Source organism: Pseudofrankia sp. DC12 (assembly GCF_000966285.1).
GTDB lineage: Bacteria > Actinomycetota > Actinomycetes > Frankiales > Frankiaceae > Pseudofrankia.
This window is the reverse complement of record NZ_KQ031391.1, coordinates 4,216,845-4,242,549: the sequence shown is the minus strand read 5'-3', so window position 1 is coordinate 4,242,549 and position 25,705 is coordinate 4,216,845. Positions and strand designations below refer to the sequence as shown.

The 25,705-nt window shown below is 72.9% G+C and carries 22 protein-coding genes; 2 read left to right on the top strand and 20 right to left on the bottom strand.

The genetic code is table 11. From position 1 onward, the window contains the following. Positions 1–61: 61 nt before the first annotated feature. The 8 genes from FRADC12_RS17030 to FRADC12_RS16995 all read right to left on the bottom strand — a co-directional run bounded on the left by FRADC12_RS17030 (position 62) and on the right by FRADC12_RS16995 (position 9,868). Complete coding sequence (locus tag FRADC12_RS17030; RefSeq protein WP_084010917.1) at positions 62–937, bottom strand: ABC transporter permease; 876 nt, start codon at positions 935–937, stop codon at positions 62–64. Beyond that, the gene (locus tag FRADC12_RS17025; RefSeq protein ID WP_084010915.1) at positions 937–2,292 is read right to left on the bottom strand and encodes an ATP-binding cassette domain-containing protein; all 1,356 of its coding nucleotides are present in this window, start codon (positions 2,290–2,292) and stop codon (positions 937–939) included. Before FRADC12_RS17025 ends, FRADC12_RS17030 begins: the two co-directional genes overlap by 1 nt. Positions 2,293–2,880: 588 nt before the next feature. Further along, on the bottom strand, positions 2,881–3,903 hold the full coding sequence (hemB, locus tag FRADC12_RS17020) for a porphobilinogen synthase (protein ID WP_045877387.1): 1,023 nt from the start codon (positions 3,901–3,903) through the stop codon (positions 2,881–2,883). Next, the gene (locus tag FRADC12_RS17015) at positions 3,900–5,744 is read right to left on the bottom strand and encodes a bifunctional uroporphyrinogen-III C-methyltransferase/uroporphyrinogen-III synthase (protein WP_045877386.1); all 1,845 of its coding nucleotides are present in this window, start codon (positions 5,742–5,744) and stop codon (positions 3,900–3,902) included. Before FRADC12_RS17015 ends, hemB begins: the two co-directional genes overlap by 4 nt. A 4-nt stretch (positions 5,745–5,748) precedes the next feature. Further along, positions 5,749–6,876 carry a hydroxymethylbilane synthase gene (hemC, locus tag FRADC12_RS17010; RefSeq protein ID WP_198152949.1) on the bottom strand — a complete coding sequence of 376 codons (1,128 nt, stop codon included), beginning with the start codon at positions 6,874–6,876 and terminating at the stop codon, positions 5,749–5,751. Then, positions 6,873–8,261: a glutamyl-tRNA reductase gene (locus FRADC12_RS17005; protein WP_045877385.1), complete on the bottom strand. Its 1,389-nt coding sequence runs from the start codon at positions 8,259–8,261 to the stop codon at positions 6,873–6,875. The genes hemC and FRADC12_RS17005 overlap by 4 nt, the downstream gene beginning before the upstream one ends. After that, the gene (locus FRADC12_RS17000) at positions 8,258–9,163 is read right to left on the bottom strand and encodes a redox-sensing transcriptional repressor Rex (protein WP_045877384.1); all 906 of its coding nucleotides are present in this window, start codon (positions 9,161–9,163) and stop codon (positions 8,258–8,260) included. Before FRADC12_RS17000 ends, FRADC12_RS17005 begins: the two co-directional genes overlap by 4 nt. A gap of 426 nt (positions 9,164–9,589) precedes the next feature. Next, complete coding sequence (locus tag FRADC12_RS16995) at positions 9,590–9,868, bottom strand: glutaredoxin family protein (RefSeq protein ID WP_045877383.1); 279 nt, start codon at positions 9,866–9,868, stop codon at positions 9,590–9,592. 545 nt (positions 9,869–10,413) lie between these two features. Here FRADC12_RS16995 and FRADC12_RS16990 point away from each other — a divergent pair. After that, positions 10,414–11,304, top strand: coding sequence for an HAD family hydrolase (locus FRADC12_RS16990; RefSeq protein ID WP_045877382.1), 891 nt, complete (start codon positions 10,414–10,416; stop codon positions 11,302–11,304). Here the strand turns inward: FRADC12_RS16990 and FRADC12_RS16985 are convergent. The 12 genes from FRADC12_RS16985 to FRADC12_RS16935 all read right to left on the bottom strand — a co-directional run bounded on the left by FRADC12_RS16985 (position 11,289) and on the right by FRADC12_RS16935 (position 24,547). After that, positions 11,289–11,648, bottom strand: coding sequence for a hypothetical protein (locus FRADC12_RS16985; RefSeq protein WP_045877381.1), 360 nt, complete (start codon positions 11,646–11,648; stop codon positions 11,289–11,291). The two genes, FRADC12_RS16990 and FRADC12_RS16985, sit on opposite strands and share 16 nt — an antisense overlap. 82 nt (positions 11,649–11,730) lie before the next feature. Further along, positions 11,731–12,642 (bottom strand): hypothetical protein, encoded by a 912-nt coding sequence (locus tag FRADC12_RS16980; protein ID WP_045877380.1) that lies wholly within the window; start codon positions 12,640–12,642, stop codon positions 11,731–11,733. Positions 12,643–12,737: 95 nt separating this feature from the next. Continuing rightward, complete coding sequence (locus tag FRADC12_RS33230; RefSeq protein ID WP_232303854.1) at positions 12,738–14,288, bottom strand: 1-acyl-sn-glycerol-3-phosphate acyltransferase; 1,551 nt, start codon at positions 14,286–14,288, stop codon at positions 12,738–12,740. Between the two features lie 482 nt (positions 14,289–14,770). Next, positions 14,771–15,811 (bottom strand): NAD-dependent epimerase/dehydratase family protein, encoded by a 1,041-nt coding sequence (locus FRADC12_RS16970; RefSeq protein WP_045877379.1) that lies wholly within the window; start codon positions 15,809–15,811, stop codon positions 14,771–14,773. A gap of 150 nt (positions 15,812–15,961) precedes the next feature. Next, complete coding sequence (locus FRADC12_RS16965) at positions 15,962–16,966, bottom strand: SAM hydrolase/SAM-dependent halogenase family protein (protein WP_052710971.1); 1,005 nt, start codon at positions 16,964–16,966, stop codon at positions 15,962–15,964. 337 nt (positions 16,967–17,303) lie between these two features. Then, positions 17,304–17,402 carry a 30S ribosomal protein bS22 gene (locus tag FRADC12_RS30050; protein ID WP_003948845.1) on the bottom strand — a complete coding sequence of 33 codons (99 nt, stop codon included), beginning with the start codon at positions 17,400–17,402 and terminating at the stop codon, positions 17,304–17,306. 176 nt (positions 17,403–17,578) lie between these two features. Then, positions 17,579–18,379, bottom strand: a complete 801-nt coding sequence (proC, locus tag FRADC12_RS16960; RefSeq protein WP_045877378.1) for a pyrroline-5-carboxylate reductase — start codon at positions 18,377–18,379, stop codon at positions 17,579–17,581. Positions 18,380–18,572: 193 nt separating this feature from the next. Beyond that, positions 18,573–19,331, bottom strand: coding sequence for a class I SAM-dependent methyltransferase (locus tag FRADC12_RS16955; RefSeq protein WP_045877377.1), 759 nt, complete (start codon positions 19,329–19,331; stop codon positions 18,573–18,575). 51 nt (positions 19,332–19,382) lie between these two features. Beyond that, on the bottom strand, positions 19,383–20,213 hold the full coding sequence (locus FRADC12_RS16950; RefSeq protein ID WP_045879742.1) for a sugar phosphate isomerase/epimerase family protein: 831 nt from the start codon (positions 20,211–20,213) through the stop codon (positions 19,383–19,385). 375 nt (positions 20,214–20,588) lie between these two features. Then, positions 20,589–21,818 (bottom strand): Ppx/GppA phosphatase family protein, encoded by a 1,230-nt coding sequence (locus tag FRADC12_RS16945; RefSeq protein WP_084010913.1) that lies wholly within the window; start codon positions 21,816–21,818, stop codon positions 20,589–20,591. Positions 21,819–22,163: 345 nt separating this feature from the next. Next, complete coding sequence (locus FRADC12_RS16940; RefSeq protein ID WP_013427420.1) at positions 22,164–22,847, bottom strand: response regulator; 684 nt, start codon at positions 22,845–22,847, stop codon at positions 22,164–22,166. A 131-nt stretch (positions 22,848–22,978) separates the two neighbouring features. Next, a complete protein-coding gene (locus tag FRADC12_RS16935; protein WP_045877376.1) occupies positions 22,979–24,547 on the bottom strand; it encodes a sensor histidine kinase in 1,569 nt (522 codons plus the stop codon). A 426-nt stretch (positions 24,548–24,973) separates the two neighbouring features. Between FRADC12_RS16935 and phoU the strand changes: the two genes are divergently transcribed. Beyond that, complete coding sequence (gene phoU, locus FRADC12_RS16930) at positions 24,974–25,612, top strand: phosphate signaling complex protein PhoU (RefSeq protein WP_045877375.1); 639 nt, start codon at positions 24,974–24,976, stop codon at positions 25,610–25,612. Positions 25,613–25,705 lie beyond the last annotated feature (93 nt).

The window sequence follows — 25,705 nt, the reverse complement described above, 5'->3', positions numbered from 1 at the left end:
GCCCGCGCGCGACGGCCCGTCACGAATGACGGGCACGCCGCGTCGTCAGCCGCCGGGCCGGCTACAGCGAGCGCTGGTAGCCCCGGAAGGCACGGACCGCCACCGCCCACGCCAGCCCGGCGAGCGCCACGAGACCGAGAAGGTTCCACCCGACGGACACCCAGTCGGGGTCCGCGGCGATCGCGCCCCGCGACGCGATCACCGCCCAGTTGGCCGGGTTGTAGTGCGCGACGGCGCGAATCCAGCCCGGCAGCAGACCAGCGGGCATCATCGCGGTCGACAGGAACGTCAGGGGCAGCACCAGGAAGTTCGCCGCCGCGATCAGCGCCTCCCGGCGGCGCACCACCAGCGCGAGCGCGTCGGACAGCGCCGCGACCGCCGTGCTCAGCGTCACCGCTACGACGATCAGGACCAGCACTCCAGGAACCCCGGAACGCAGGTGGGCGCCGAGCGCCCAGCCGAGCAGCACGACCAACGTCACCTGCACGGCGACGATCACCGCCTCGTGGGCCACGGTGCCGCCGACGACGGCCCAGCGCCGGGTTGGGGAGGCGAGCAGCCGCTCCATCACGCCGTTCTCCATGTCGTCGATGAACCGGATCCCGGTCCAGCCAGCGGAGAAGAGCACGCTCATCGTGGCGACGCCCGGGGTCAGGTAGTCGATGTAGTCCCCCGCGCCGAAGCCCGGCACCGTCGCCACGCTACGGAACAGCGAGCCGAACAGCGGCAGCCAGACCACCGCCTGCACAAGGGTGATCGCGACGAACGCCGGCCGGCGCAGCAGAGAGCGCAGCAGCCGGGCCGTCAGCGCTCCGAACTGGACCCGCCCGACCGGTCGCGCGCCCGAACGCGCCGCCGCGGCCGAGGGGGCTGCCCCGGCGGCCGCGTCCGCTGGGACGGGAGCCGCGATCGCCGCGGTCTCGGTGATCGCCGTCATCAGGCCACCTCCTCCTGCCGGCCGAACCGATGGCCGACATGGCGCAGATAGACGTCGTCGAGCGATGGCCGGGCGACGCTGGCGGCGGCGCTGACCAAGCCGGCACCGTCCACCGCCGCGAGGACCGCCGGGAGAACCGCCGCGCCCCCGTCGACCCGGGCCCGCACCGCGCGTCCGGTCAGGGTCACCTCACCGACGCCGGGCAGGGCCGCCAGCCGGGCGCGCAGCGTGTCGGCCTGGGCCGCGTCGGGCGTCGCGGCGAGCTCCAGGTTGACGGCGTCGCCATGCAGCTCGCTCTTGAGCTCGTCGGGCGTCCCCTGGACCACCACCAGGCCGTTCTCGATGATCGCGACCTGGGCGGCCAGCCGGTCGGCCTCCTCCAGGTAGTGCGTGGTCAGCAGGATGGACAGGCCGTCGGCGGCGAGGGACTCGATCTCGGCCCACATCACCGCGCGGGCCTCCGGGTCCAGGCCAGTGGTTGGCTCGTCGAGGAACAGCACGGCCGGGCGGGCGACCAGGCCGATCGCCACGTCGAGGCGGCGCAGCATGCCGCCCGAGTAGGTGCGGGCCAGCCGGTTGGCCGCGTCGGCCAGACCGAACTGGTCGAGCAGCTCGCCGGCCCGCCGGGCGAGCCCGTCCCCGCCGAGTCCGTAGAGCCGGCCCTGCAGCAGCAGGTTCTCACTGCCGGTGGCGTCCGGGTCGGCCCCGGAGCGCTGCGGCACGATCCCGATCAGGCGGCGGACCTCCCAGGGGGCGCGCAGCAGGTCGTGCCCGGCGACGGTCGCCGAACCGGCGTCCGGGCGGGTCAACGTGGCCAGCATGCGTACGGTCGTCGACTTCCCGGCACCGTTCGGACCGAGCAGCCCGAAGATCGTTCCAGCCCGAACTCGCAGGGTGATCCCGCGGACCGCCTGCACCGGCGGGTCCGCGCGACGCCGGCCGCGATAGGTCTTCACCAGGTCCTTGGCGTCGATCGCCCAGACCGGCTCGGCCTCCGCGAGGATCACGGCGATCTCACTGACCGGGTCCAGCTCAGGCTGGGTCTGGGTCTGGGTCTGGGTGACGGTGGCCCGGTCCGGTTCGGCGTCGCCAGCCGGCTCTGGCACGACCTCGGCCAGCAGCTCCGGGGCGTCGACGGGGACGGGCTCGCTGCCGGCCGTCGGCCTGGCGCCTTCAGGCTGGTCCGGCTCGGCCTCGGCCGCCGGCTGGGCGGCCTCGGCCGAGGTCACGTCCTCGGCCGTCGGTGCTGGGCCGTCACCCTCGTCCGGCGCCGCGGCCGCGGGCTCCGGTTCGGTGGCTGGGGTGGCGGGGACCGCCGTTGGCGCGGGCTGCCGCGCCGGCTGGGTGGCCGTCATGACCGTTTCTTGGTAACCCTTCGCTAGGGCAGGCCGGTCCGAGGACCGGCTCGGCTGGTTCCTTCGTCGCCGCGCTCATTCGCTCCCTCAAGGCGATTGCTTCGCGAGCGGCCTGGAACGTGGTCGCCTATGTCGACGCGGCGCCGTCGTCGCACCCCGCGTTGTGCCGATATTGGCCGACCAGTCCTGCCGTGTCCGAGAGACCACATAGCGCGCCAGATAGGTCACACGGTGGCACGCCCGCCACCTCGGGATTGGCGAACCGGCCCACCTGTCATGAACGGTTACCGAAACTTTTCCCAGACGCACACCGGGCCCCTAGGTGGGACTGAGGAAAAGGTGCAAACCGGGCGCTGAGGTTGCCCGATTCCCACTGCCAACGCCCAGGACCGTCGAGTCAGGACCGACGGGTGAAACGGCGCAGACGCAGGCCGTTGGAGAGGACTACTCCCAGGGGGTACCGGGGAGCCCTGGAACGCCCGGGTGGGCAGGCGCCGAGCGGCCAGCGGCGATTTCGCTGCTGGCCGCTGCACTCGGTGGGCTGGCACCCCGACCCGCCGCGCGTTGGCGCCCGAGCCAGGGCCTGCGTCAGGCGCGGCGCAGCTTCTGCGCGACCTCTGTGGCCCAGTAGGTGAGGATCAGGTCGGCGCCGGCGCGGTGGATCGCGGTCAGCGTCTCGTTGATGATCCGGTCACGGTCGACCCAGCCGTTGGCCGCGGCCGCCTCGACCATCGCGTACTCGCCGGAGACCTGGTAGGCCGCGACCGGCACGTCCACGGCGTCGGCGACGGCCCGCAGGACGTCCAGGTAGGCGAGCGCCGGCTTGACCATCACGGCGTCCGCGCCCTCGGCCAGGTCGAGGGCGACCTCGCGCAGCGCCTCGGCGGCCGAGCGGGCCGGGTCCTGCTGGTAGCCGGCCCGGTCGCCGAACTGCGGCGCGCACTCGGCGGCCTCCCGGAACGGTCCGTAGAAGGCGGACGCGTACTTGACCGAGTAGGCCAGGATCGGGAGCTCCGGATACCCCGCGCCGTCGAGGGCCGCCCGGATCGCGCCGACCTGGCCGTCCATCATCCCGCTCGGCGCGACCACCTCGACGCCGGCGCGTGCCTGCGCCACGGCGATCGACGCGTACCGCTCAAGCGTCACGTCGTTGTCCACGTCGCCGGTCTCGGTGAGCAGGCCGCAATGGCCGTGGTCGGTGTACTCGTCGAGGCAGAGGTCGGCCATGATGACCATCGACCCGCCCACCTCGGACACGAGGTCGGCGATCGCCAGCTGCACGATCCCGTCCGGGTCGTCGGCGGCCGAGCCACGAGCGTCCTTCTGCGCCGGCACGCCGAACAGGATGATCCCGCCGACGCCCGCCTCGGCGGCCTCGGCCGCCGCCTTGCGCAGCGAGTCCCTGGTGTGCTGGACGACCCCCGGCATCGACCCGACCGGCACCGGCTCGCTGACGCCTTCCTTGACGAACGCCGGGAGGATCAGATCCGCCGGGTGCAGCCGCACGTCCGACACCAGCCGGCGCAGCGCCGGCGTCCGGCGCAGCCGGCGCGGCCGGGCGAGCGGGAAGCCGGCGGGCGAACCGCCCGCCGGCCAGCCCCCGGTGGTCACCGCCGGCCCCGGCGCGGCTTCGGCAGCCGGGCGGCGAGCGGGCCGACCTTGCCGAGCTCCTCACGGTGCTCGGCGGCGAAGTCGGCGAGCGCCCCGACCAGCGCGGCGATCGTCGCCTCCGGCGCCTCGACGTCTACCCGCAGGCCCAGCTCCTGGGCGGTCTCGGCGGTCTTCGGGCCGATGCACGCGATGACGGTCGTCTCGTGCGGCTTGCCGGCGATACCGACCAGGTTCCGCACGGTGGAGGACGAGGTGAACACGACGGCGTCGACCCGGCCGCCCTTGAGGGCCTCCCGGATCGGCGCGGGCGGCGGCGCGGCGCGCACCGTCCGGTAAGCGGTGACGTCGTCGACCTGCCAGCCGCGTTCCTTCAGGCCCGCCTCAAGGATCTCGGTGGCGATGTCGGCCCGCGGCAGCAGTACCCGGTCGAGCAGGTCCAGCGAGCTGTCGTACTCGGGCCAGTCGGCGAGCAGGCCCTCCGACGACTGCTGGCCCGTGGGCACGAGGTCTGGCCGGATACCGAAGGACCGCAGCGCTTCCGCCGTCGCCTCGCCGATCGCGGCGACCTTGACGCCGGCGAACGAGCGGGCGTCAAGGCTGCGCTCCTCGACCTTTTCCTGCACGGCCCTGACCGCGTTGACCGAGGTGAACGCGACCCACTGGTAACGGCCCGAGACCAGGCCTGTGATAGCCCGCTCCATCGGGGCCGCGGTCCGCGGCGGCTCGACGGCGATCGTCGGCACCTCCAGCGGGCTCGCGCCGTGCGAGCGCAGCAGGTCCGACAGGATCGCGGCCTGCTCCTTCGTCCGCGGCACCAGCACGGTCCAGCCGAACAGCGCCCGGGTCTCCCACCAGGAGAGCTTCGCGCGGGTCGCGACCACCGGGCCGATCGAGAGCACGACCTGGGCCGGCGGCTGGCTGGAGTTCGCCAGCAGGGGCGCGGCCTCGTTCTCGATCCGGTCGAGGGTGGAGCTGACGGTCCGCTGGTCGGTGGTGGTGCCATCGACGGTGACCGCGGTCGGGGTGTCGCCCGGCCGGCCGTGCTCGACGAGGGCGGTCGCGACCTTGCCGATCTCGTTCGGCGCCGCGGTGATCACCAAGGTGCCCGGGGCCTGCGCGAGGCCGGCCCAGTCGACGTCCGAGACGCCCGCGACCGTGCCGCCCAGCCCGCCGAACCCGGCGCCGAGGCTGAGGCCACCGCCCAGCCCGCCCGCGCCGAGGCCGCCACCGAGACCACCGTTGGAGCCCAGCCCGCCACCGAGGCCACCGCCCAGCGAGCCGCCGAGCGGCCGCCCGATCAGGCCACGCGAGCTACCGAACGGCGACGAGCCGAGGCCGACGGCGTCCGGCCCGAACGGCGACGCCACCGGCAGCTCACCACTGGACGAGAAGACGCCGGTGGTGCTCGCGTAGGTCACGGGAAGGCCGGGGGCGACGCCTGCGTAGGTGGAGACGGCCGCGCCGGTCGCGATCCCGGGGATGACCTTGTAGGGGATCTTCGCCTTGGCCAGCGACTGCGCGTCGTTCGCGCCGATCCGGGTGAGCCACGGATCGGACGAGTAGAGCCGGACGACCTTTTCGCCGGCGCGCGCCCGGCTGACGACGGCGGCCGTCGCGGCCTCCGCGTCGCGGATCGGCTTCGGCGCGTCCAGGTCACCGATCTTGAGGACCTCGGCGGCCAGCGGTTCGAGCACCGCGGGCGCGACGTCCGGATCCGCGACGACCACGTCGGCGGCTTGCAGGGTCTCGACGGCCAGCACGGTCAGCAGGCCGGGGTCACGGGGCCCGGCGCCCACCAGGGCGACCGGGGATACTGGCTTCTTCGTTCGTCGAGTGGCCATGACGTCAGCGGGTTCCCATCAGCGTGTGTGCTCCTGCGGACAGCAGGTCGTCCGCGAGGCGCCTACCCAGCGCCTCCGGGTCGGCGGTCTGACCTTCCAGCTCACGGCGCAGGACGGTCTTGCCGTCCAGCGACGCGACCACCGCGCGCAGGCGAAGCTCACCTCCGCTGGCGGAGCCGTCAGCCACCTGCGCCAACGCGCCGACCGGGGCGGTGCAACCCGCCTCGATCGCCGCCAGGAAGGCGCGTTCCGCTCTGACCGCCACGGACGACGGTGCATCGTCGAGCACAAACCGTAGCAGTCGCTCAAGCGGAATCTCAACTCCGCTTCCGGGCGCGACCGGGCAGCTCATCCCCGTGACCGCCCCCTGGTCCTCCGGGGTGCCGACCGTCAGCAGTGTCAACGGAGCGAGCGTCGTGGTCGCGCACTCGATCGCGAGCGCGCCCTGGCCCGGCGCCGGAAGCATCACCTCCGGCTCCAGCACCTCCGTGATCGCGTCCAGCCGGCCCAGGCGGGCGAGCCCGGCGCGGGCGAGCACGACCGCGTCGACCTCGCCGTCGACGGCCTTCCTGATCCGGGTGTCCACGTTGCCGCGGATCGCCACCACGTCCAGGCCGAGTCCGAGGGCCCGCAGCTGGGCGGCGCGGCGCGGCGCACCGGTGCCGATCCGCGCGCCCGGGCCGAGCTCGGCGAGCGTACGGCCGGAGGGCGAGACAAGAACGTCGCGGACGTCCTCGCGCCCCGGGATCGCGGCGAGCGTGATGCCCTCCGGGGCAGCCGTCGGCAGGTCCTTGAGCGAGTGCACGGCCAGGTCGACCTCGCCGGCCAGCAGCGCCTCACGCAGTGCGCTGACCCACACCCCGGTGCTCCCAAGCTGGCTGATCTCGGCCCGGTTACGGTCACCCTCGGTGACGATGTGGACGAGGTCGACCTCGACACCGAGCCGGGTACGCAGTTCGTCGGCCACCAGTCCCGACTGGGTGAGCGCGAGGGCGGACCGCCTGGTCCCCAACCGCAGCCGGCTCGGCTGGCCGCCGGCCTGGACCGCCGGCCCGGCGGCGGCCAGCGCGCCGGGCTTTCGGCCGGCGGCCGGGCCCAGCTGGCCCAGCGAGGTCAAGGATGAGAGGGTCACGGTTGCTCCAGCAGGTCGGGGGCCGACACGACGGCCGGCACCTCCCTGGGTAGGTCGAACAGTTCACGCAGCGCCTCGGCATAGGAGTCGCCACCAGGCCCACCGGCTAGCTGCTGGACCCGCACCGTCGGTGCGTGCAGCAGCTTGTCGACGACGCGCCGGACGGTCCCGGTGACCATCTCCCACTCCCGGGTGTCCAGATCGGGCAGCCGGCCGCGCAGCCGGTCGAGCTCCTCCTGCACGATCCCGGCGGCCTGGGCGCGCAGCGCGACGACCGTCGGCGCGACCCGCACAGCCCCACGCTTGTTGAGGAACCCGGCGACCTCGGAGGCCACCAGCGCGCGGACCGCCTCGAGATCGTGCGAGACCTGCGCGCCATCGAGCGCGACCCGCAGCGACTCCAGGTCGACGAGGGTCACGCCGGGCAGCGCGCGCACCCCTGGGTCGATGTCGTGTGGCAGGGCGAGGTCGAGGAAGACCAGCGGCCGGCCGGACCGGGCGACCGAGGCCGCCTCGACCATCTCGTAGGTGACCACCAGGCCGGTCGCACCGGTCGAGGACACGACCAGGTCCGCCTGGCCGACCTCGTGCGGCAGGTCGGCCAGGCCGACGACGCGGGCGCCGTGGTTCTCCGCGATCGCGGCGGCGCGAGCCGGGGTGCGGTTGGCCACGACCAGCTCGGCTGCCCCCGCCCGCCGGACGGTCGCCGCCGTCAGGCCGCCGACCGCGCCGGCGCCGATGATGAGCACCCGGCAGCCCGTGAGCGGCTGGCTGGCCGGGTCTGTCACCTCGGCCGGCGCAGCGCCGTCGATCTCGGTGACGTCGGTGGACAGCCGCTCCGGGCGCCGCACATCGAGGCTACCGGCGGCGATCTGCAGGCCGACCGAGACGATCGACGCCCCAGCGGCGTCGATGGACGTCTCGCTGTGGGCCCGCTTGCCCACCCGCAGCGCGGTCTGGAACAGGGCTGCGAGGGCCCCGCCGGCGGTGCCGGCCTCCTGGGCACCGCGGAAGGCACCGCGGACCTGGCCGAGGATCTGGCTCTCGCCGACGAGCATCGAGTCCAGGCCGCAGACCACTGAGAACAGGTGCCCGACCGCGCGCGCCTCGTGATGGACGTACAGGTGCGGCGACAGCTCGGACAGCTCGACGCCACAGACGCGGGACAGCGTGTCGGAGATGTCGGCGAGGCCGCCGTGGAACGTGTCGACCTCGGCGTAGATCTCGGTGCGGTTGCAGGTGGACAGCACCACGGCCTCGACCACGTGGTCGGCCTGGACCAGGTCGCCGAGGACCTTGGGGGCGTCGTCGCCCGAGACCGCGGCGAGCTCCAGTAACGCGGTGGGCGCGGTCCGGTGGTTCAGACCGACGGCGAGGAGGCTCACGAGCCCTCACTTCCTGTGGCCAGCCGCATGACGGCCTCCGTTCCGACCGCCGTTATGGGCGCCGGCTCCGCGTCCCCACGCTCCACCGGGGCGATTCCCCGGGTGCGCCCTTCCGCCTCCACCGTGCGCAGTTCAGGCCGCGAGCCTGTCGCCCCATCCGGGGAGAGTGCGCCTACCGCCCCCTCCAGGGGGAGCGTGCCCGGGGCGGCCGGCCGGACGCGCGGCTCGGCGGACCGGTCCGGGCGTTTGCGCGCCTCGTGGAACGAGAGGATCTGCAGCTCAACCGCCAGGTCGACCTTACGCACATCGACCCCGTCGGGCACGGACAGCACAACCGGCGCGAAATTGAGGATGCTGGTGACCCCCGCGGCGACCAGCCGGTCGCAGACCTGCTGCGCCGCTCCAGCCGGGGTACAGATCACACCGATCGTCACCTGATAGTCCTCGATCAGTCTTTCCAGCTCGGCGACGGGCCGGATCTCCACATCGCCGACAAGCGCACCGGCACGAGCGGGATCGGCGTCGACGAGCGCGACAATCCGGAACCCACGCGCCGGGAAACCGCCATAGCGCGCGAGCGCGTGCCCGAGATTACCTACTCCGACGAGCATCACGCCTCGGTCCTCGGTCAGCCCGAGGCGTGCCGAGATCCGGTCCAGCAGCACGTCGACGTCGTAGCCAACGCCTCGGGTGCCGTAGGAACCGAGGTACGAGAGGTCCTTTCGCACCTTCGCCGGAGTCACCCCTGCGGCGGCGGCCAGCGTGTCCGACGACACGGTCTCGACGCCGTCATCGGCCAGGCCGGTCAGCACTCGCAGGTAGAGAGGCAGCCGGGCGACGGTCGCGTCGGGGACCGCCGGGCGGGGTCGCTTCTCCCTCGACGGGCGCCGGGGCGGGCTCATGAGGCGCGGCTCCTCCAGCGGTCTGGCCGCGGCCGGGCGTGGTCCGCGACAGCAGCGAGCCTTTCCCGTCTCGCTGAGGCCTCAGGCCGTCGCGCCTTGTTCGGACGCGACGACGGGAAGGCTCCGTCTGCCGAGGCGGGGAGCTGTGTCCAGGTCGCCGGCCGTTCAGACGGGGCGACCGGCAGACGGCCGGCCAGTAACCGCACCAGTCGCGCGCGGCAACTGCCCGAGCACGGCCGAGTCTACGACTTCGTGAAAGAGTTCACAAAGTGGTCGGGGGAGGTGTCCGAGTGCGGAGGCGGGCGCTTGTCCAGGGTCGGTTCCTGGGGTGCGTCAGTCTGGCGGCGCATGTCCACGAGCCTCCGATACCCTGCGGGGCTCACACCTGGAGGCGGCGGGTCGCGCGCGCCGCGAGTCTCGCGAGGGTTAGCGCAGGGACCAGCGGCGGCCGGCGAGGGCGTCGCGCAGGCGCGTCTCCTCGACCCGCCAGTAGCCGTGCTCGCGGCCGTCGACCAGGACAACGGGCACCCGGTCGCCGTACTCGTCCGCCCGAGCCGGGTCGGCGTCCACGTCCAGCTCCCGCCAGCCGACACCGGCCTCGCCGGCTACCCGGGCGACGGCCGCGCGTGCGTCGTCGCAGAGGTGGCAGCCGACCCTGCTGATCAGAGTGATCCGAGCCTCGCTCACGGCCGCTCCCGTCGACATCGTCAAACCGTCCTCGTCGGGTCGAGTCTCCTCCGGCGCGGCCCGGGCCGGCGTCCGGCCCGGGCCGATCGGCCACGGGGCACGGTCTGCCGCCGATCCGACCGGTCGTTTATCATGACCGACTGATCACCTTTGGTTAGCAAACCTGTTCGCCATCTGGGCGTCCGGCCCCCGTCACCGTGCATCCGCCGGCCGTACCCATGACGAGGGAACGAGCCGCGTCTGGTGCGCAGTTCCTCCGACGCGCACCGGCTGACGGGCCGTAGGCTCGGGTGCGCAGGCCTAAGGAGTACGGGATGTGGTCCTTCTTCTCGCCTCCGGAGGCACCAGTGGCAGAGCCACGGGACACGCCAGGGCATCCCGGCGGGACCGGCGCGCCGGCCGCGAGCGGCGGGTGGGCCGGTCCCCCGCCGCCCGGATGGCAGGATGGCGGCCGGACCTGGTCACGCCCCGCGGTGACGCGGGTCCGCCGCGCACCACCCAGCGCCGCCCGCGACGCGCCGCGGAAGCCGAGCGCCACACGCCGTGGACAGCCGGGAGATGAGATGTGGTTGCGACCGCACAAGGATGACATGACCGCCGCGGACGCCGCGGCGGCCGACGCCGCGGCGACCGCCGCCCTGAAGGCGGCGGCCGAGGTCGCGCCGAAGCCGCCGCCGGACCCGACGGCTGCGGCGTTCTTCGACGTGGACAACACGATGATGGCCGGCGCGTCGATCTTCTACTTCGCCCGGGGACTCGCGGCCCGCGACTTCTTCGACTCGCGCGACCTGCTGAAGTTCGGCTGGCAGCACGTCAGCTACCGGCTGCGCGGCATGGAGGACCCGAACGGCATGCACAACGCCAAGGAGGCGGCACTCGCCTTCGTGGCCGGGCGGGAGGTCAGCGAGATCGTCCGCTACGGCGAGGAGATCTACGACGAGCGGATGGCCGAGCAGATCTACTCGGGCACGCTCGCGCTCGCGCAGCAGCACCTCGACGCCGGCCACCGGGTCTGGCTGGTCACCGCGACGCCTGTCGAGCTGGCCTCGATCATCGCCCGGCGGCTCGGCCTGACAGGCGCCCTGGGCACCGTCTCCGAGGTCGTCGACGGTCGCTATACGGGCCACCTCGTCGGTGACCCGCTGCACGGTCCCGGCAAGGCCGCGGCCGTCCGAGCGCTCGCCGACCGCGAGCACCTCGACCTGACCCGTTGCTGGGCGTACTCCGACTCGATCAACGACCTGCCGATGCTGTCCATGGTCGGCAATCCCGTCGCGGTCAACCCCGACCCGGACCTGAAGTCCGCCGCCAGGGACCGTGACTGGACCATCAAGGACTTCCGCACCGCGCGCAAGGCCGCGAAGGTCGGCATCCCCACCGCCGCCGGCCTGGGCGCCCTGGCCGGCGGCGTCGCCGCCGGCATGGCCCTCAAGCGCCGCTACGGCGAAGCCTGACCCGCCACCGGGACGCCGTCCGGGCCGAGCCTGATGGTGACCGCTCGACGCAGCCAAAGGTCGAGTCGCTCGCTGTCCTGGCAGTCCAGGATGAGCTCCCGCAGCTCGACGGGTATCTCCGCGCCACGGGTCTCAAGGACGCTAATCACCGAGAACGCCCGGCCGCGCGCCTCGGCGAAAGCATCGACCTCGTTGTAGGCCTTGGAGCGATATTGCTGGCCCATCGGCGTCGACTCGACGAGCCGGTCCCACTCCGCTCGGGCTGACGGCGGCAAGGCGTCAACGATCGTCTCTTCGAAATAGACCCTCAGCGGGATCGACGGTTCTGAGTCTCGACTGCTCATTCGCCAATCATGACTGATGGGTCAGACAGTCCTCGCACTGGTCACTGAGAAGCGACCGAAAGTGGTCGACGCCAGGGGCGATCTAGCTCTGAGTGACTTCCTCCACCGTCGTAGCGGTGATCGCGCGGCGAAGCCACAGATCGAGCTGCTCGGTGTCGGTGCAGGTCAGGATCCTGCCTCGAATCGCCTCAGGCACCGCCACCCCACGGTTGCGGAGCACAGCAACGACTGCCCGAGCTTCGCCACGGGCCTCACCACGGGCCTCACCACGGGCTTCGCCACGGGCTTCACCACGGGCTTCGGCCTCTGCCGCCGCGGCGGCGACGAGGTCGAGGCTGTAACGCCGACCGACGGCAGTGTTCACGACCAGCTCCTCCCAGTAGGCCCGGGCTGACGCGGGCAGCTTCGCCACGATCTCTCGATCGTAGAAGATCTTCATGTCCGGTGCCAGCGTGCTCATGGCGGCCAGCAGCGCTGGCAGCATCTCCCGGACCTTCTCATCGTCCAGGTGGCACATCGTGGCGAACAGCGTCCGGGCCGGGTGCGCAGCGGCCTCCCCCTCGTCAAGGACAAGAGGGACGTCGTCGGGTGTGAAGAGCCTCGGATGCAGCCGGGCAGCGCTGCGCGTGTCCCCCATGATCTCCTTGCGATACCAGCCGGCCACGGACCGGTTGGGGATGAACACGACAAGCGAGGCCTTGATCTGGTACTCGCGTTCGAGGTGGCCGATGTAGAGCTTCCACGAGGCGAGCTTGGTCCGGTCCCGGCCACGCTGGACCTCATAGACCGTCGCTCGGATCGGCTTGTCCTGGGCGTCGCAGTACAACACCATCGCGTCCGCCTGGTAGGTACGAGGGCGGACGTTGGGGTCGTGAAGCCGGGCATGGTCGAACGGCGGGGCCGGGTCTCCGAAGAGTTCGGTCTGCACCCAGTCCGGCAGTGAGGGGTCAAGTCGCACGAGGCCGAGTGGCGCCTCGTGGGTGCTGGTGGGCATGCGCGGATCATGCCTGATGGGTGCGACAGTCCTGGTTCGGGTGGTACTCCCCCCGAATTTGACGGGGCTCGGTTCCGGCGCTGCCCCGGGCCGGGCTAGAAGAAGACCGAGCGGCGCTGCATGAGGAGGCCGTAGAGGGTGTGCTGGATGGTCTCGCGGATGCGGTCGGTGAGCTCGAAGACCAGCATGGGGTCCTCCGCCGCGGCGGGGGTGAGCGACGAGGTGTCGACCGGCTCGCCGAACTCGATGAGCCACTTGGACGGCAGCGGGACCATGCCGAGCGGGCCGAGCCAGGGGAAGGCCGGCGTCAGCGGGAAGTACGGCAGGCCGAGCAGCCGGGCGACCGTCTTGGAATTGCCGAGCATCGGGTAGATCTCCTCGGCGCCGACGATCGTGCACGGGATGATCGGCACCCCGGTCCGTAGCGCCGCTGAGACGAAGCCGCCGCGACCGAAGCGTTGCAGCTTGTACCGCTCCGAGTAGGGCTTCCCGACCCCTTTGAAGCCCTCCGGCCAGACGCCGACCAGCTCGCCCTTGCCCAGCAGCCGCTCCGCGTCGGCCTGGCAGGCCAGGGTGTTGCCTGTCTTGCGGGCTATCGGCGCGAGGAACGGCAGCGAGAACACCAGATCGGCGGCGAGCATCCTGAGGTAGCGGTGGGCTGGATGGTGGTCCAGCAGCGCCATCGCGGTCATCAGCGCGTCGATCGGCAGCGTTCCGGAGTGGTTGGCGACGACCAGCGCGCCACCGGTGTCGGGAATGTTCTCCAGGCCCCGGGTCTCCACCCGGAAGTAGTTCCGGTAGACCGGGCGCAGTAGAGGGGCGACGACATGCTCGGTCAGGTCCGCGTCGAAGCCGAGCTCGTCGATGTCGTAGTCCCCGGTGATCCGCCGCCGCAGGAAGGCCAACATGCCGGCGAGGGCACGTTCGAGGCCGGCGGGGTCCGCGATGGGCTGCTCCCCGGCGCTCGGCGGGGCGGCGAGCGGGGTGGTCGTGGCGTCTGCGGACGTCGCGGCCGCGGCGCGCGCCCGAGCGGGGCGCTGCGGCGTGTGGTCGTCGCCGCGGCGCGCCGGGTGCGTCGCCTGGTGGTCGCCCGGCTGTTCCGGCTCCCCGCCGGCGCGCTCGGCGACGACCCGGGCCGTCCTGGACCGCCCGGGTCCTTTCGTCGTCGCGCCAGCTCGGGTGGAAGCGCTGGCTGTGCCGGCCGGCGGCGGCGCGGCGTCCGCTCGCTGCGCCCGGCTCCGCGCGGCCCCGCGGCTCGTCGCGGTCCCGGCCTTGGCCGCCAGGTCATCGACGTCCTTGCCCGCTGCGGCAGGACCTGTCGCGCGGGCAGAGCCGCCGCGGCTCGAGGGGGCGGCGCGCTTCGAGGGCGTGGTTCGGTTGGACGCGGCGGAGCGCCTGGACGCGGCAGCTTGGCTGGACCCGGCAACACCGCCGGAGGAGGCAGGGGCGTCAGAGGCGGCGTCCCGCGCGGTCCTGTCGTCGTCGGTCGGGGCGGGCTGGTCGATGTCCTGGGGCGCGGGCCGCGCGGCTCTCGTCCGGGTGGTCGCTGTCCGCGCTGGGCCGGAGGCCGCGGCCAGCGCCGGGCCGCGGGCGGACCCGGACCCGCCGGCTCGCCGCCGGGGCGACTTCGGCTCGTCACCGGGCAACAGCTCCGGTTTCCGGGGCTCGTCCGCGCGCGCCGCGGCGCCGGCCGACGCGCCTCCGCGCAGGGGCGCCGGCTGGCTCGATGAGGCAACCCGATCCGACGCGGCCGTTCGGTCCGTGGCCGCGGCGAGGTCCGAGGATCTCAGGTCCGGCGAAGATCCCCTGTCGGCCGTCGGGCTGGGGCCCGCCCCGAGCCGCGAACTCGGCCGTGGCCGGGCGTCCACGGCTCCCGCGCTCGTCGACGGCGCGCCGTCTGTCGCGGCGCCGGACTCGGGGGCGGGGCGGGAGTTCGGCAGCGCAACACGGCCAGACGAGATAGCCCGACCCATCGGCGAGATCGTCGCGCCGGGCGACTCCGCGTCACCACCACCTGGATCTGCGGGCGACGGCTTGCCAGCGCCGGGCGCCTTCGCGCCGGCCCGGCGAGCTGGGCGAGCCAACGGGATGATCTGGGCCTCACCGGGCGGCGGCTGGCCGGCGGCGGTCACGGCGCACCCACCAACCGGCGCCGGGCCAACAGGCCGAGCAGGGCCTGCTCCGCTTTGACGACCTGCTCAGGGTCGATCGTCGGGCGCAGGCCCCGTTCCCTGACGAAGCTGTCGAACGCCGCCGCGGTCGTGTAGCGCGGCGTGTAGCCGAAGACCTCGCGCAGGCGAGTCGTGTCGACCGCACGGCCGTGCGCGAGGAAGCCGACCTGCTCGGGCGGGAAGTCCACCACCCGAAGCCGGCTGGCGAGCCTCGACAGCGAGCTGACCGCCGGGAACGGCACCGGGATCGGCGGCCGACCAGACCGACGGACGGCTTGCGAGAGCAGCAGAATGCCGTCACCCGCGACGTTGAACGTGCCTGCGTGCCCTCCCCCGGCGGCCCGTAGCAGCACCGCGAGCGCGTCGGACGAGTGCAGCAACTGGATGCGCGGGTCGAAGCCCAGCACGGTCGGCACGACCGGAAACTCGAAGTAACGCGCCAACGGGCTGTCGACGCCGGGGCCGAGGATGTTCGCGAACCGCAACACGGTCACCGCGATATCCGGCCTGCGGCGGCTGAAACCTCTTACGTAGCCTTCGACCTCGACGGCGTCCTTGCCATAGCCGCCGCGCGGCAGCTGGCGCGGCTCCATGTCCTCGGTGAACAGCGCCGGGTCGCGCGGCGAGGAGCCGTAGATCGTCGTCGTGGACCGGACGACCAGCCGGTTGACCGTCTCCGACTTCTGGCAGGCGGCGAGCAGCTGCATCGTGCCGATGACGTTGATTTCCTTCATCGCCGTCCGGCCGCCGACGACGACCGGGTTCGCGATGAGGTTCAGGTGCAGGACGGTGTCGATGCCGGCCGTGCCGATCACCTTGGCGATCAGCGGGTTGCGGATGTCGGCGCGCACGAACCTCGTCCGGCCGAGGTCGTCGCCTGGCGCGACCGTGTCGACCCCGATCACGGTCTCGATCTGCGGACTCGCCGCGAGGGCTCGGGCGACGTCCGCGCCTAGCGGACGGGACACACCGGTGACAAGCACGCGGCGTGGTCTCATGTGGGCTCCCAGGGCGCCGTCAGATGCGGGCCGTGCCTTGGCGTCCCGGTCATCGTACGCCTGCTCTGACGCGATTCCACTCCGTAGCGTCACCGGCCCGACGGCGGCCGCCCGCCCGCAACCCGGCGGTCACCTGCCGCCAGCAGCGGCTCAGGCGAGCGCCGGCAGGCTGACGACCGAGGTCGCCCGCGCCACCGGCCCAGCCCCCTCGGCCGACCCCGACGGGGAGCCGAAAGCAGGCTCACGCGGCGGCTGGCCGATGACGACGGCGTCGCCGCGGCGCAGCCGCAGCAGGTCGCTGGCGCGTCCGCAGTTGACGGCGAGCATGACCCGGTGCAGCGCGTCCTCGCACAGAGCCGCCCGCCCGACCGGAACGTCCCCGTAGGTGTAGGTGAAGGGCAACAGGTGCTGACGCCCGGCGGCGCGGATCTCGACCTGGTCGCCGAGCAGCACGCCGGCGGCCTCAAGATCCTGCCTAGTTACGTTGAGTGAGAGGTTGCCGAAGTGATCGACGGCCAGCACCCGGGCGTGCAGATGGTCGTCATCGACGACGCAGCCAGGCCGGGTAAGCCTGACCAGCGACCCGGCGTCGATCCGCGGCCCGACCTCGGCGAGGGCCAGCCCAGCGGCCAGCCGCGCGGCGACCGGGGCGTAGACGTCCCGGCCGCGGAAGACGACACTCGGCAGCGGTAGCCACAGCGCCGGGTTGGAGATCTCGTGGGCCGCCACCACGCCACCGAGGATGTCCCAGGCGAGCGAGGTGAGGCCGTTGTCCGGGGCGACGAAGGTCGATCCGTCGGCCGTGCGAATCGCGACGCCCCGCGCGGCCGAGGCGGCGGGGTGCCCCCCGGGCCGCGCACTGTCGGCGGCCGCGGCGACATCGAGCCGTTCGACGATCGCGAGGTGCACGCCTACCGGCAGGTAGCAGACGCTGTCGGCCAGCAGGCCGGCGCCATGCTCGATGTCCTGCGCGGCGACCGCGTGGCAGACGTCGAGAACCCTGGCACCCGGCGCGTGCCGGGCGATGACCCCGTGAACCACGCCGACGCAGGTGTCGTCGAGCCCGTAGTCCGAAAGGAAGTTGACCCATCCCGCCGAGCCGGCGCCATCGCCCGCCGCGGCTGCTATGCCCGTGCTCGCCTCGCTCGACGTCATCAGTCGCACCCCGCAGACGCACGGGTGGCCTCGTTGCCACCCGGCGAGCAGCGTCCCACAGGACCAAGGTCCCAGCCGGGCGCAACCACGACGAGGAAACCTCGGGGATACATGCCCCCGTCCCGAGCGCGGCGCCCGCAGCCCGTGGACGCGGCTCGCAGGAGACGCCCGGACGAGCGGCGGGAGGCGGGAGGCGGCATCCAGCGCCGTGGGCCGGACCGGTTGACGCCCGGCCGGATGCGCGACGCGACCAGCGATCGCGCATCCGTGGCCGCTCACCAGTCGACCCCCGGCCGCGCGACGCGCGACGTCGGGGGCCTCGGGGCGTTCTTGCCGACTACTTCTTGTTGCGACGCTGGACGCGGGTGCGCTTGAGAAGTTTGCGGTGCTTCTTCTTCGCCATCCGCTTGCGACGCTTCTTGATAACAGAACCCACGAATACGACCGATCTGTGTGGAGGAGAGCTACCGGGTGAGCCTACCGCCCAGCACCGGCCTGGATGGGTGGCCGCCCTGACACGGCCAGTCAGCGCGCGGTTCCGCCCAGCGCACCGGCCGCGGCCAGGGCTACGGTGGCCGGACAGTACCACCCGCTCGGCGCGGACACGTCAGCTCAGCTGGGTCCGCCCAGTTCGACGGACCTGTCACGCGCCGCCACCAGCGCGTCGAGGATCGCTCCCCGCACCGCCTGGCGGTCGAACTCGCGCAGCGCGGCCGCCGTGGTCCCGGCCGGGGAAGTCACGGCCTCCCGCAGCAGCGCCGGGTGCTCACTGGTCTCGCGCAGCATCTGGGCCGAGCCCAGCGCCGTCTGCACCATCAGCTCGGTGGCCAGCGGGCGGGGGACACCGAGCAGCACCCCGGCCTCGATCATCGCGTCGATCAGGTAGAAGAAGTAAGCCGGGCCACTACCGGAAAGCGCCGTGACAGCGTCCAGCTGCGACTCGGGGACCCGGACGACCCGGCCGACGGCGGCGAGCAGCTCCTCGGTACGGGCCAGCTCCCCGTCACCCGCGTGCCGGCCCGCGCAGATCGCCGACATCGCCGCGCCGACGAGCAGCGGGGTGTTGGTCATCACCCGCACCACCGGCGTGCTGGCGGGCAGTGCGTCCTGCAGGAAGGTCAGCGTGATCCCCGCCGCCAGCGACACCACGAACGCGCCCGGGGCCAGCTTGGCGCCGATGTCGGCCAGCAGCCCGGCCATGTCGTACGGCTTGACGGCGACGATCACCACGTCGGCCCCGGCCACCGCCTCGGCCGGGGCGGCTGCCGTGACCCCGTGCTGGGCGCAGATGTTCGCCACCCTGGCCGGGTCCTTCTCCGCGACCACGATCTCCCTGGGATCGACGCCGGAGCGCAGCAGCCCGGCCAGCAACGCCTCGCCCAGCCGGCCGACGCCCACGATCGTCACATTCATGCCTGCTCCTCAGCCCTGCCCGCGTACACCGCCAGCCAGGCTACGGCCCACCGCCGATCAGGCGCGGAACCTGGTCCCGAGAGCGGAGCAGAGGCCCCGAGCACGCATCGCCCCGGGCCGCAGGCATCAGGTCCAACCCGCGAAGGGTTGAGCGGGCGCTCAGCGCCCGACAAGCGGGGCGTCGGGCGACCCGTCAGGACCCGGTCCCGACGACCGCCACGACGAGCAGGGTGCGGAACGGCTCCTTGATGACTCCGTCGGGGAAGGCACGCAGCATCGAGCGACGCTCCGCTTCGAGGAAGTCCTGCTCGCGATCCCCGATCGCGGCGACATAGGACTTGGACCGAAGCCAGGTCAGGTAGGTCTCGAGGTCGAGGCGCCGGACCCAACGGCCGGCGAGGGTCACGACGTCGGCGAACTGCCCGGTCCAGCGCAGCTCGTCGGCATAGGGCCTGGTCCGGTAGCCGCGCGTGTAGCCGGGGCTCATCGCTTCCAGCCGGTCCTGCTGGCGCTGCCACCAGCGCTCGTCCTCGGCGTCCACGTCGTTCCACCAGACGGCGAGCGCCCCGCCGGGACGCAGCACCCGGGCGGCCTCGGCCGCGGCGGCCGGCACCCGCATCCAGTGCCACGCCTGTGCGTAGCAGACCAGGTCTGCGACGCCGGCCCGCAGTGGCAACGCCTCGCCGTCACCGAGTGCCGCCGGAATCCCCGGGGTGCGTTCCCGTAGCCGGCCGAGCATGCTCGCGCCGATGTCGAACGGGACGACCCGAGCGCCGCGGTCGAGCAGCCCCCGGGTGGCGATACCGGTTCCCGCGCCGACCTCGACGACATCCGTGCCGGCGATGGGCCGGCCGGCGAGCCGTTCCAGATCGTCGAACAGCGTGTCGGGGTAGGTGGGCCGTGCCGCGTCATAGGCGTCGACGAGCGGGTCGAACAGCGAACGTGAACCCATGTCCCAATCGTGGCACCGAAGCACCTCGGCGCCACCGCCGTCCCCCCGGGATCAGGGCAGGACGAGACCGCCGGGGCTGGCCGCCGCTGCGGGCGCGGCGAGGTTGAGCCGGGTGAAGGCGAGCGCCTCGGCGAGGTCGGCCTCCCGCTGCGCGCGGGTCTCGGCCCGCCGGGTGTTGATCTCGACGACGACGGTGCCGTCGAAGCCCCGGGCGGCCAGCCGCTCGAGCAGCTGGGCGCAGGGCTGGGTGCCCCGGCCCGGCACCAGGTGCTCGTCCTTCGCCGAGCCGACCCCGTCGGCCAGGTGCACGTGGGCCAGCCGGTCGCCCAGCACGTCGGCCATCGCCAGCGCGTTCGAGCGGGAGACGCTGGTGTGTGACAGGTCGAGGGTGACGTGCCGGTAGCCGTCCTCGACGGGCGACCAGTCCGGCGCGTAGGCAGACACCTCGCGGCCACGAGCCCGCAGCGGGAACATGTTCTCGACGGCGAAGCGGATGTCGGTCTCCTGCGCCATCCGTTCGATGCCCGCGATGAAGTCCCGTCCGTAGTCACGCTGCCAGCGGAACGGCGGATGCACGACGACCGTCTTCGCGTCCAGCGTCTCGGCCGCCGAACGGGCCCGCACCAGCTTGCCCCACGGGTCGGTCCCCCAGACCCGCTGGGTGAGCAGCAGGCAGGGCGAGTGGATCGCGGCCACCGGGATGCCGTGGTAGTCCACCAGCCGCCGCAGCGCTTGCGGGTCCTGGCTGACCGGGTCCGTCCAGACCATGATCTCGACGCCGTCGTAGCCCAGCCGGGCGGCCATCTCGAAGGCTGCCGGCGTCGACTCGGGGTAGGTGGACGCCGTCGACAGCGCGACCTTCGCCGCCGGGATCCGCGCCACCCGCTCCTTGCCCCGGTCGGCGGCAACGAGGCTCGGCCCACCGCGCTCTGACCCGCCCGCGACCGGCCGTGGCCGCGCGCGTACCACGCCGCCCGTCGTGGCACCCACAGCGCCAGCCGGGGTGCCGGTCGTCACGTCACCCGGCGCGTCACTGTCGCGGGCGGGCGCGTGCTCGCCCTGGGCGCCGGCCGGGGAGGCCGCCTCGTGCGCTCCCAGCCGTCCGAGTCCGTGACCCACTCGCACCCGAACACCTTCTTCCGCGATGGAGGGCCAGCCCCCGCACGGCCCGCGCTCCCAGGCTAGGCCATCACGGCGGGGGTGCCCCGTCCGGCGGGGAGCCAAGCGATCTCACCCTCTGTGGCCGTTCACGGGGGCTCAGCCGAAGTTCAAGGTGTCCAGCCGGCGCAGGATGATGCCCTCCCGCAGCGCCCACGGGCAGATCTCCACCTCGTCGACGGACAGCAGGTCCATCGTCTCCACGGCGACCACCGCGCCCGCGGCGAGCTGTGCGGCGCGGGATGCGGACACCCCGGGCAGCGAGGTCCGCGTCGTCGAGGACATCCGGCAGACCACCTTCGCGGCCGCCTCCAGGTCAGACCGGCGCAGGACCCGGCGGAGGTAGGGCCCACGGCTGTAAGGCTCTGCGCCCGCGATCCGGGCCAGCGAGCGGAAGGTCTTCGAGGTCGCGACCGCGCGGGTGGGCTCGCCGACGTGGTAGAGCTTGCCGACGACCGGCGCGATCTGCGCCCGCACGTAACGGCGCAGCGCGGACAGCTCACGCTGGCTCGGCGGGTCGGTCGTCAGCCAGTCCCGGGTGAGGCGGCTCGCGCCCAGCGGCAGCGACGCGACGACGTCGGGCTCCTCGTCGAGGCCGGCGCCGATCTCCAGCGAGCCACCGCCGATGTCCATCGCGAGCAGGCGGCCGGCGCTCCAGCCGAGCCAGCGGCGGACCGCGAGGAAGGTCAGCCGCGCCTCGTCGTCACCCGGCAGCACCTCGACCCCAACCCCCGTCACCGACCGCAGCCGAGCGAGGACGTCGTCACTGTTGGTGGCGTCCCGCAACGCGGATGTGGCGAACGCCACGAGGTCGAAGACGGCCAGTTCCTCGGCCTGCCGACGCAGGTCGAGGATGCAGTCGACGAGGGCGTTCTCACCGCTGACCGACAGCGCGCCGGAGTCGTCCAGCAGCTCGACGAGCCGCAGCGGCACCCGCACGCTCGCCGCCGGCCGCGGCGCCGCGCCATGGTGAGCGTCGACTACCAGCAGATGCACGGTGTTCGAGCCGATGTCGATGACGCCGAGCCGCATCGGCTGGGCTGGCGGCGCGGGCAGGGCGACCGCGGTCACCCGCGGCTGGCCCACCAGCGATGAGGCCGCCACGCCCTCCGGACCGACGAGCTGGCCCGCGGTCCCCGGCTCTGCCGCCCCCGGAGACGCGGATGCCCCTGGCCAGGAAGATGCCCCCGCCGGAACCAGCGTTGTCGACGCGACCGCCGAGCGGCGTGGCACCACCACACCGGGCAGCACCCGGCCACCACCGGCGTCCGCCGCCAGCCCGGACCCGTCCTTCTCCGCCCGCGCCGTCGGTGAGAACCTCAGCCGCATTGCCCGTCCCCCTGTGTCGCGCACCGCCCGCACCGCACCGGCCGCGACGCCGCCGGGCCGGGCCGACCTCCCTCGACACCCGCCGACGCGTGGTCGAGCGACGTAAGACGGTACGCGCCCATGCTGTTCTCCTGCCCCACGGCTGCTCGCCGGCCACCCGTCCAGGCCCACGAGGTCGCGCAGAGACACGAACCCAGGTCGCCTGGGGCCGGCCAGACGGACCCGCCCGGCCAAGCTCCGCACCGGCCCCCGCGAGGCAGGCGTGACCTGCTTCGCGGGCCGGCCGACGACCGCGCGGGCCGCGCCGCGCGGGCCGGGCCGCCCGGCCCGCGATGGCCGCGTGTCCTACGGCTCGAACTTGTAGCCCAGTCCTCGGACGGTTACGAGGTGCCGAGGGTTGCCCGGCTCGGACTCGATCTTCGCGCGGAGCCGCTTGACGTGGACGTCGAGCGTCTTCGTGTCGCCCACGTAGTCCGACCCCCAGACCCGGTCGATCAGCTGCCCTCGGGTCAGTACCCGGCCGGTGTTGCGCAGGAACATCTCCAGCAGCTCGAACTCCTTGAGCGGCAGCGCGACCGCCGCGCCGTGCACGGTCACGACGTGGCGCTCGACGTCCATCCGGACGCCACCGGCCTCCAGCGTCACCGGCGCGGCCTCGTCCGGCTCGCTGCCACGGCGGCGCAACACGGCCCGGATCCGCGCGACGAGCTCGCGCGCGGAGAACGGCTTGGTGACGTAGTCATCCGCCCCGAGCTCCAGACCGAGCACCTTGTCGATCTCGCTGTCCCGAGCAGTCAGCATGATCACCGGAACGGAGGACTTCTGTCGCAAGGCCCGGCACACCTCGGTGCCGGACAGGCCGGGCAGCATGACGTCGAGCAGCACCAGGTCCGCCCCGTGCCGTTCGAAGTCCGACAGCGCGGCATGCCCGTCAGCGGCCACCGCGACGTCGAATCCCTCACGCTCCAACATGAAGGACAGGGCCTCCGAGAACGACTCCTCGTCCTCCACCACGAGCAGGCGGGTCACCGGTCACTCTTCCTTTCGCGGGCCGGCCGGTCCGCGGGTCTCGCGGGCGTCGGTGGCGGCTCGTTGTTCTCGTCGGCTTCCTGATCGTGCCCGTCCGGTCGTTGATCGACCGGACAGTCGTTCACCTGTGGTCAGGTGCCGGCGGTCCTGTTCCCGGCCGTCCGTCCCTTGCTCGACCTGGTGGTCCTGGTCTCCGGTCCCGGCTGCTGTGTCCGGGCCGACGTCGTGTCCGGCGCCCCCGCCTCGTCCGAGAACGCCCCCTCGTCGGGGGCGCCCGCCTCGGGTGCGGCGGCGGTCTCGTGCGCGGCGGTAGACGCGGAAGTAGCTGTCACGTTCGGTGCGGCTGCCACGTTCGGTGCCACTGTCACGTTCGGTGCGGCCGCCTGGTCGGCCGCCGGCGCGGCACCCTCTCGATCTTCCGCGACCGCGGGGCCGCCGTCAGCCCGTTCGCCGAGCTGGGGGCCCCTTCCATTCGCGGAACCCGCTCCTGGCACCGGGAGCGGCCCGCCGGCTGTCAGGCCAATGATCGGCTGCGGCGCGGTGTCCGGCGGGTCATACGGGTCATCGCCGTCAGCGAGGTCGTCGTGGTAGGACGGCAGCCGCAACGTGAAGGTGGAGCCCGCGCCCTCGGAGCTCCAGACACCGACCGTGCCGCCATGGTTGGTCACGATGTGCTTGACGATCGCCAGGCCCAGCCCAGTGCCGCCGGTTTCCCGAGACCGGGCCGGGTCCGCGCGGTAGAAGCGCTCGAAGACACGTTCCAGGTCCTTCTCGGCGATCCCGATGCCCTCATCCGCGACCGAGATCTCCACCATGTCACCGGCACAACGCACCCCGAGCCCCACCCTGGTGCCGCGCGGCGAATAGTTCACCGCGTTCTCCAGCAGGTTCGCCACGGCCGTCACCAGCTGTGCCTCGTCGCCGAGCACGCCCGCGTCGGTCTGCCCGATCACCGCCACCGAGATGCCGCGGGTCTGCGCGGCCAGCCGGTTGCGGTCGACCGCTTCGGCGACCACGTTGCCGACCGCTACCGGCCGGAGCTCCGGCAGCGGGTCCGCGCCCTGCAGCCGGGACAGATGGATGATCTCCTGGACAAGCCGCGCGAGCCGGGCGGACTCGTGCGTCATGCGTTCGGCGAACCGGCGGACCGCGACCGGGTCCTCGCTCGCCGCCTGCACCGCCTCGGCGAGCACGTGCAGCGCGCCGACCGGCGTCTTCAACTCGTGGCTGATGTTGGCCACGAAGTCACGTCGCACGGCATCGACCCGGCGGGACTCGGTGACGTCGTCGAGGATCACCGCGATGTGGCCGACGCCGCCGAGCGGTCTGGTCCGGACCCGGACGGCGAGCGGCTCCTGGTCCGGGCGTGGCCGAGTGAGCGGCGGTGGCGGCACGGGCGGCAGGTCCAGCTGGCCGTCCAGGCCGGAGCCGGCCCGACGGGTGCGCCGGACGATATCCGCCACGGAGGGGACGCCGATCCGGTTGTCGACCACCACGCCCATCGCGCGGGCGGCCGGGTTCGCCATCACCACCTCGTCGCGGGTGGTCAGCACGACGACACCGGACGGCAGCGCCGAGACCAGCCGGCGCAGCTGGTCCGCGGGCAACGAGTCGGCGGGCCCCTCGCCGGCGACCGCCGGCGGGCCAGGCCGGTCCGTCTCGCGCAACGACCCGGCGGAGGCTGGCGGCGGCGTGCTCATCGGCGGTCTCCCGGGGAACACGGCCGGGTCGGGCCGGACACCAGGCGCACACGGGCCGGCCACGACACGGCGACGCGAGTCGGCACGGACGGGATCGCGTACCGTAGCATGCTTGTCACGTCATCCACCGACCTGTCGCCCACGCGCCGAATGCTAGGTGTCGCCCGGCCCTCCGGGATCCGCCGAACGGTTCTCCACGGCGGTTCGTCGTCAGGTGTTCATCCCCGCTAACGTCTCCGTTCACCGGTCAGCGACTGGGTCGCCGCATCGTCGATCCATCCGAAGACCAGCGATCTCGGGTCGACGAGTCCCGGGGCCATGACCAGGTGTGGCCGCGTGCGGTTAGCCGCGGCCGGTTGTGACTAGCCGGGCGGACGCCAGGACCCGAACGGCCTAGACCGGTTTGATCAGAACAGGAGTCCGCCCGTGCGGGACGTCTTCCACGAGGAGCTCGAGGGCATCACGGTGTCCCTCGTCGAGATGAGCAGCATGGTCGCCTCGGCCATGGCCCGCGCGACCACCGCTTTGCTGGACGCCGACCTGCAGCTCGCCGAGCAGGTCATCACCGCCGACGAGACCGTCGACCTGCTCCGCAACGAGATCGAGGAGCGCGCGTTCGACATCCTCGCGCGCCAGGCTCCGGTCGCGACCGACGCCCGAGTGATCGTCACCACCCTGCGCATCGTCGCCGACCTGGAGCGGATGGGCGACCTGGCGCTGCACGTCGCGAAGGTGGCGCGCCGCCGTTACCCAGGCAAGGCCGTGCCGCCGGAGCTCTCCGGCACCATCACCGAGATGGGCCAGGTCGCGCAGCGGATCGTCGCCAAGGCCGGCTCGGTGATCGCCAGCCGGGACACCGACCTCGCCGCCGAGCTCGAGTCCGACGACGACGCGATGGACCACCTGCACCGGCAGCTGTTCCACATCCTGCTGGAGCGGCCGTGGGAGCACGGCATGGAGGCGGCGATCGACATCACCCTGTGCGGCCGCTTCTACGAGCGCTACGCCGACCACGCCGTCTCCGTCGCCCGCCGCGTCGTGTATCTGGTGACCGGCGAAAAGTAGGGACGGTCGCGAGCGGCGCGCTTAGCGCGCCGCTCGCGACCGTCCGGTCAGGACGCTCCGCGCCCCGACCAGCCCTGTATCGACGGCTGGCGT

Bases quoted from the DNA above. Each gene is read 5' to 3' on its own strand.
- FRADC12_RS17030 (WP_084010917.1), bottom strand. From the start codon at position 937: ATGACGGCGATCACCGAGACCGCGGCGATCGCGGCTCCCGTCCCAGCG.
- FRADC12_RS17025 (WP_084010915.1), bottom strand. From the start codon at position 2,292: ATGACGGCCACCCAGCCGGCGCGGCAGCCCGCGCCAACGGCGGTCCCC.
- FRADC12_RS17015 (WP_045877386.1), bottom strand. From the start codon at position 5,744: ATGGCCACTCGACGAACGAAGAAGCCAGTATCCCCGGTCGCCCTGGTG.
- FRADC12_RS17000 (WP_045877384.1), bottom strand. From the start codon at position 9,163: ATGAGCCCGCCCCGGCGCCCGTCGAGGGAGAAGCGACCCCGCCCGGCG.
- FRADC12_RS16995 (WP_045877383.1), bottom strand. From the start codon at position 9,868: ATGTCGACGGGAGCGGCCGTGAGCGAGGCTCGGATCACTCTGATCAGC.
- FRADC12_RS16990 (WP_045877382.1), top strand. From the start codon at position 10,414: ATGTGGTTGCGACCGCACAAGGATGACATGACCGCCGCGGACGCCGCG.
- FRADC12_RS16985 (WP_045877381.1), bottom strand. From the start codon at position 11,648: ATGAGCAGTCGAGACTCAGAACCGTCGATCCCGCTGAGGGTCTATTTC.
- FRADC12_RS16980 (WP_045877380.1), bottom strand. From the start codon at position 12,642: ATGCCCACCAGCACCCACGAGGCGCCACTCGGCCTCGTGCGACTTGAC.
- FRADC12_RS16970 (WP_045877379.1), bottom strand. From the start codon at position 15,811: ATGAGACCACGCCGCGTGCTTGTCACCGGTGTGTCCCGTCCGCTAGGC.
- FRADC12_RS16965 (WP_052710971.1), bottom strand. From the start codon at position 16,966: ATGACGTCGAGCGAGGCGAGCACGGGCATAGCAGCCGCGGCGGGCGAT.
- proC (WP_045877378.1), bottom strand. From the start codon at position 18,379: ATGAATGTGACGATCGTGGGCGTCGGCCGGCTGGGCGAGGCGTTGCTG.
- FRADC12_RS16955 (WP_045877377.1), bottom strand. From the start codon at position 19,331: ATGGGTTCACGTTCGCTGTTCGACCCGCTCGTCGACGCCTATGACGCG.
- FRADC12_RS16945 (WP_084010913.1), bottom strand. From the start codon at position 21,818: ATGCGGCTGAGGTTCTCACCGACGGCGCGGGCGGAGAAGGACGGGTCC.
- FRADC12_RS16935 (WP_045877376.1), bottom strand. From the start codon at position 24,547: ATGAGCACGCCGCCGCCAGCCTCCGCCGGGTCGTTGCGCGAGACGGAC.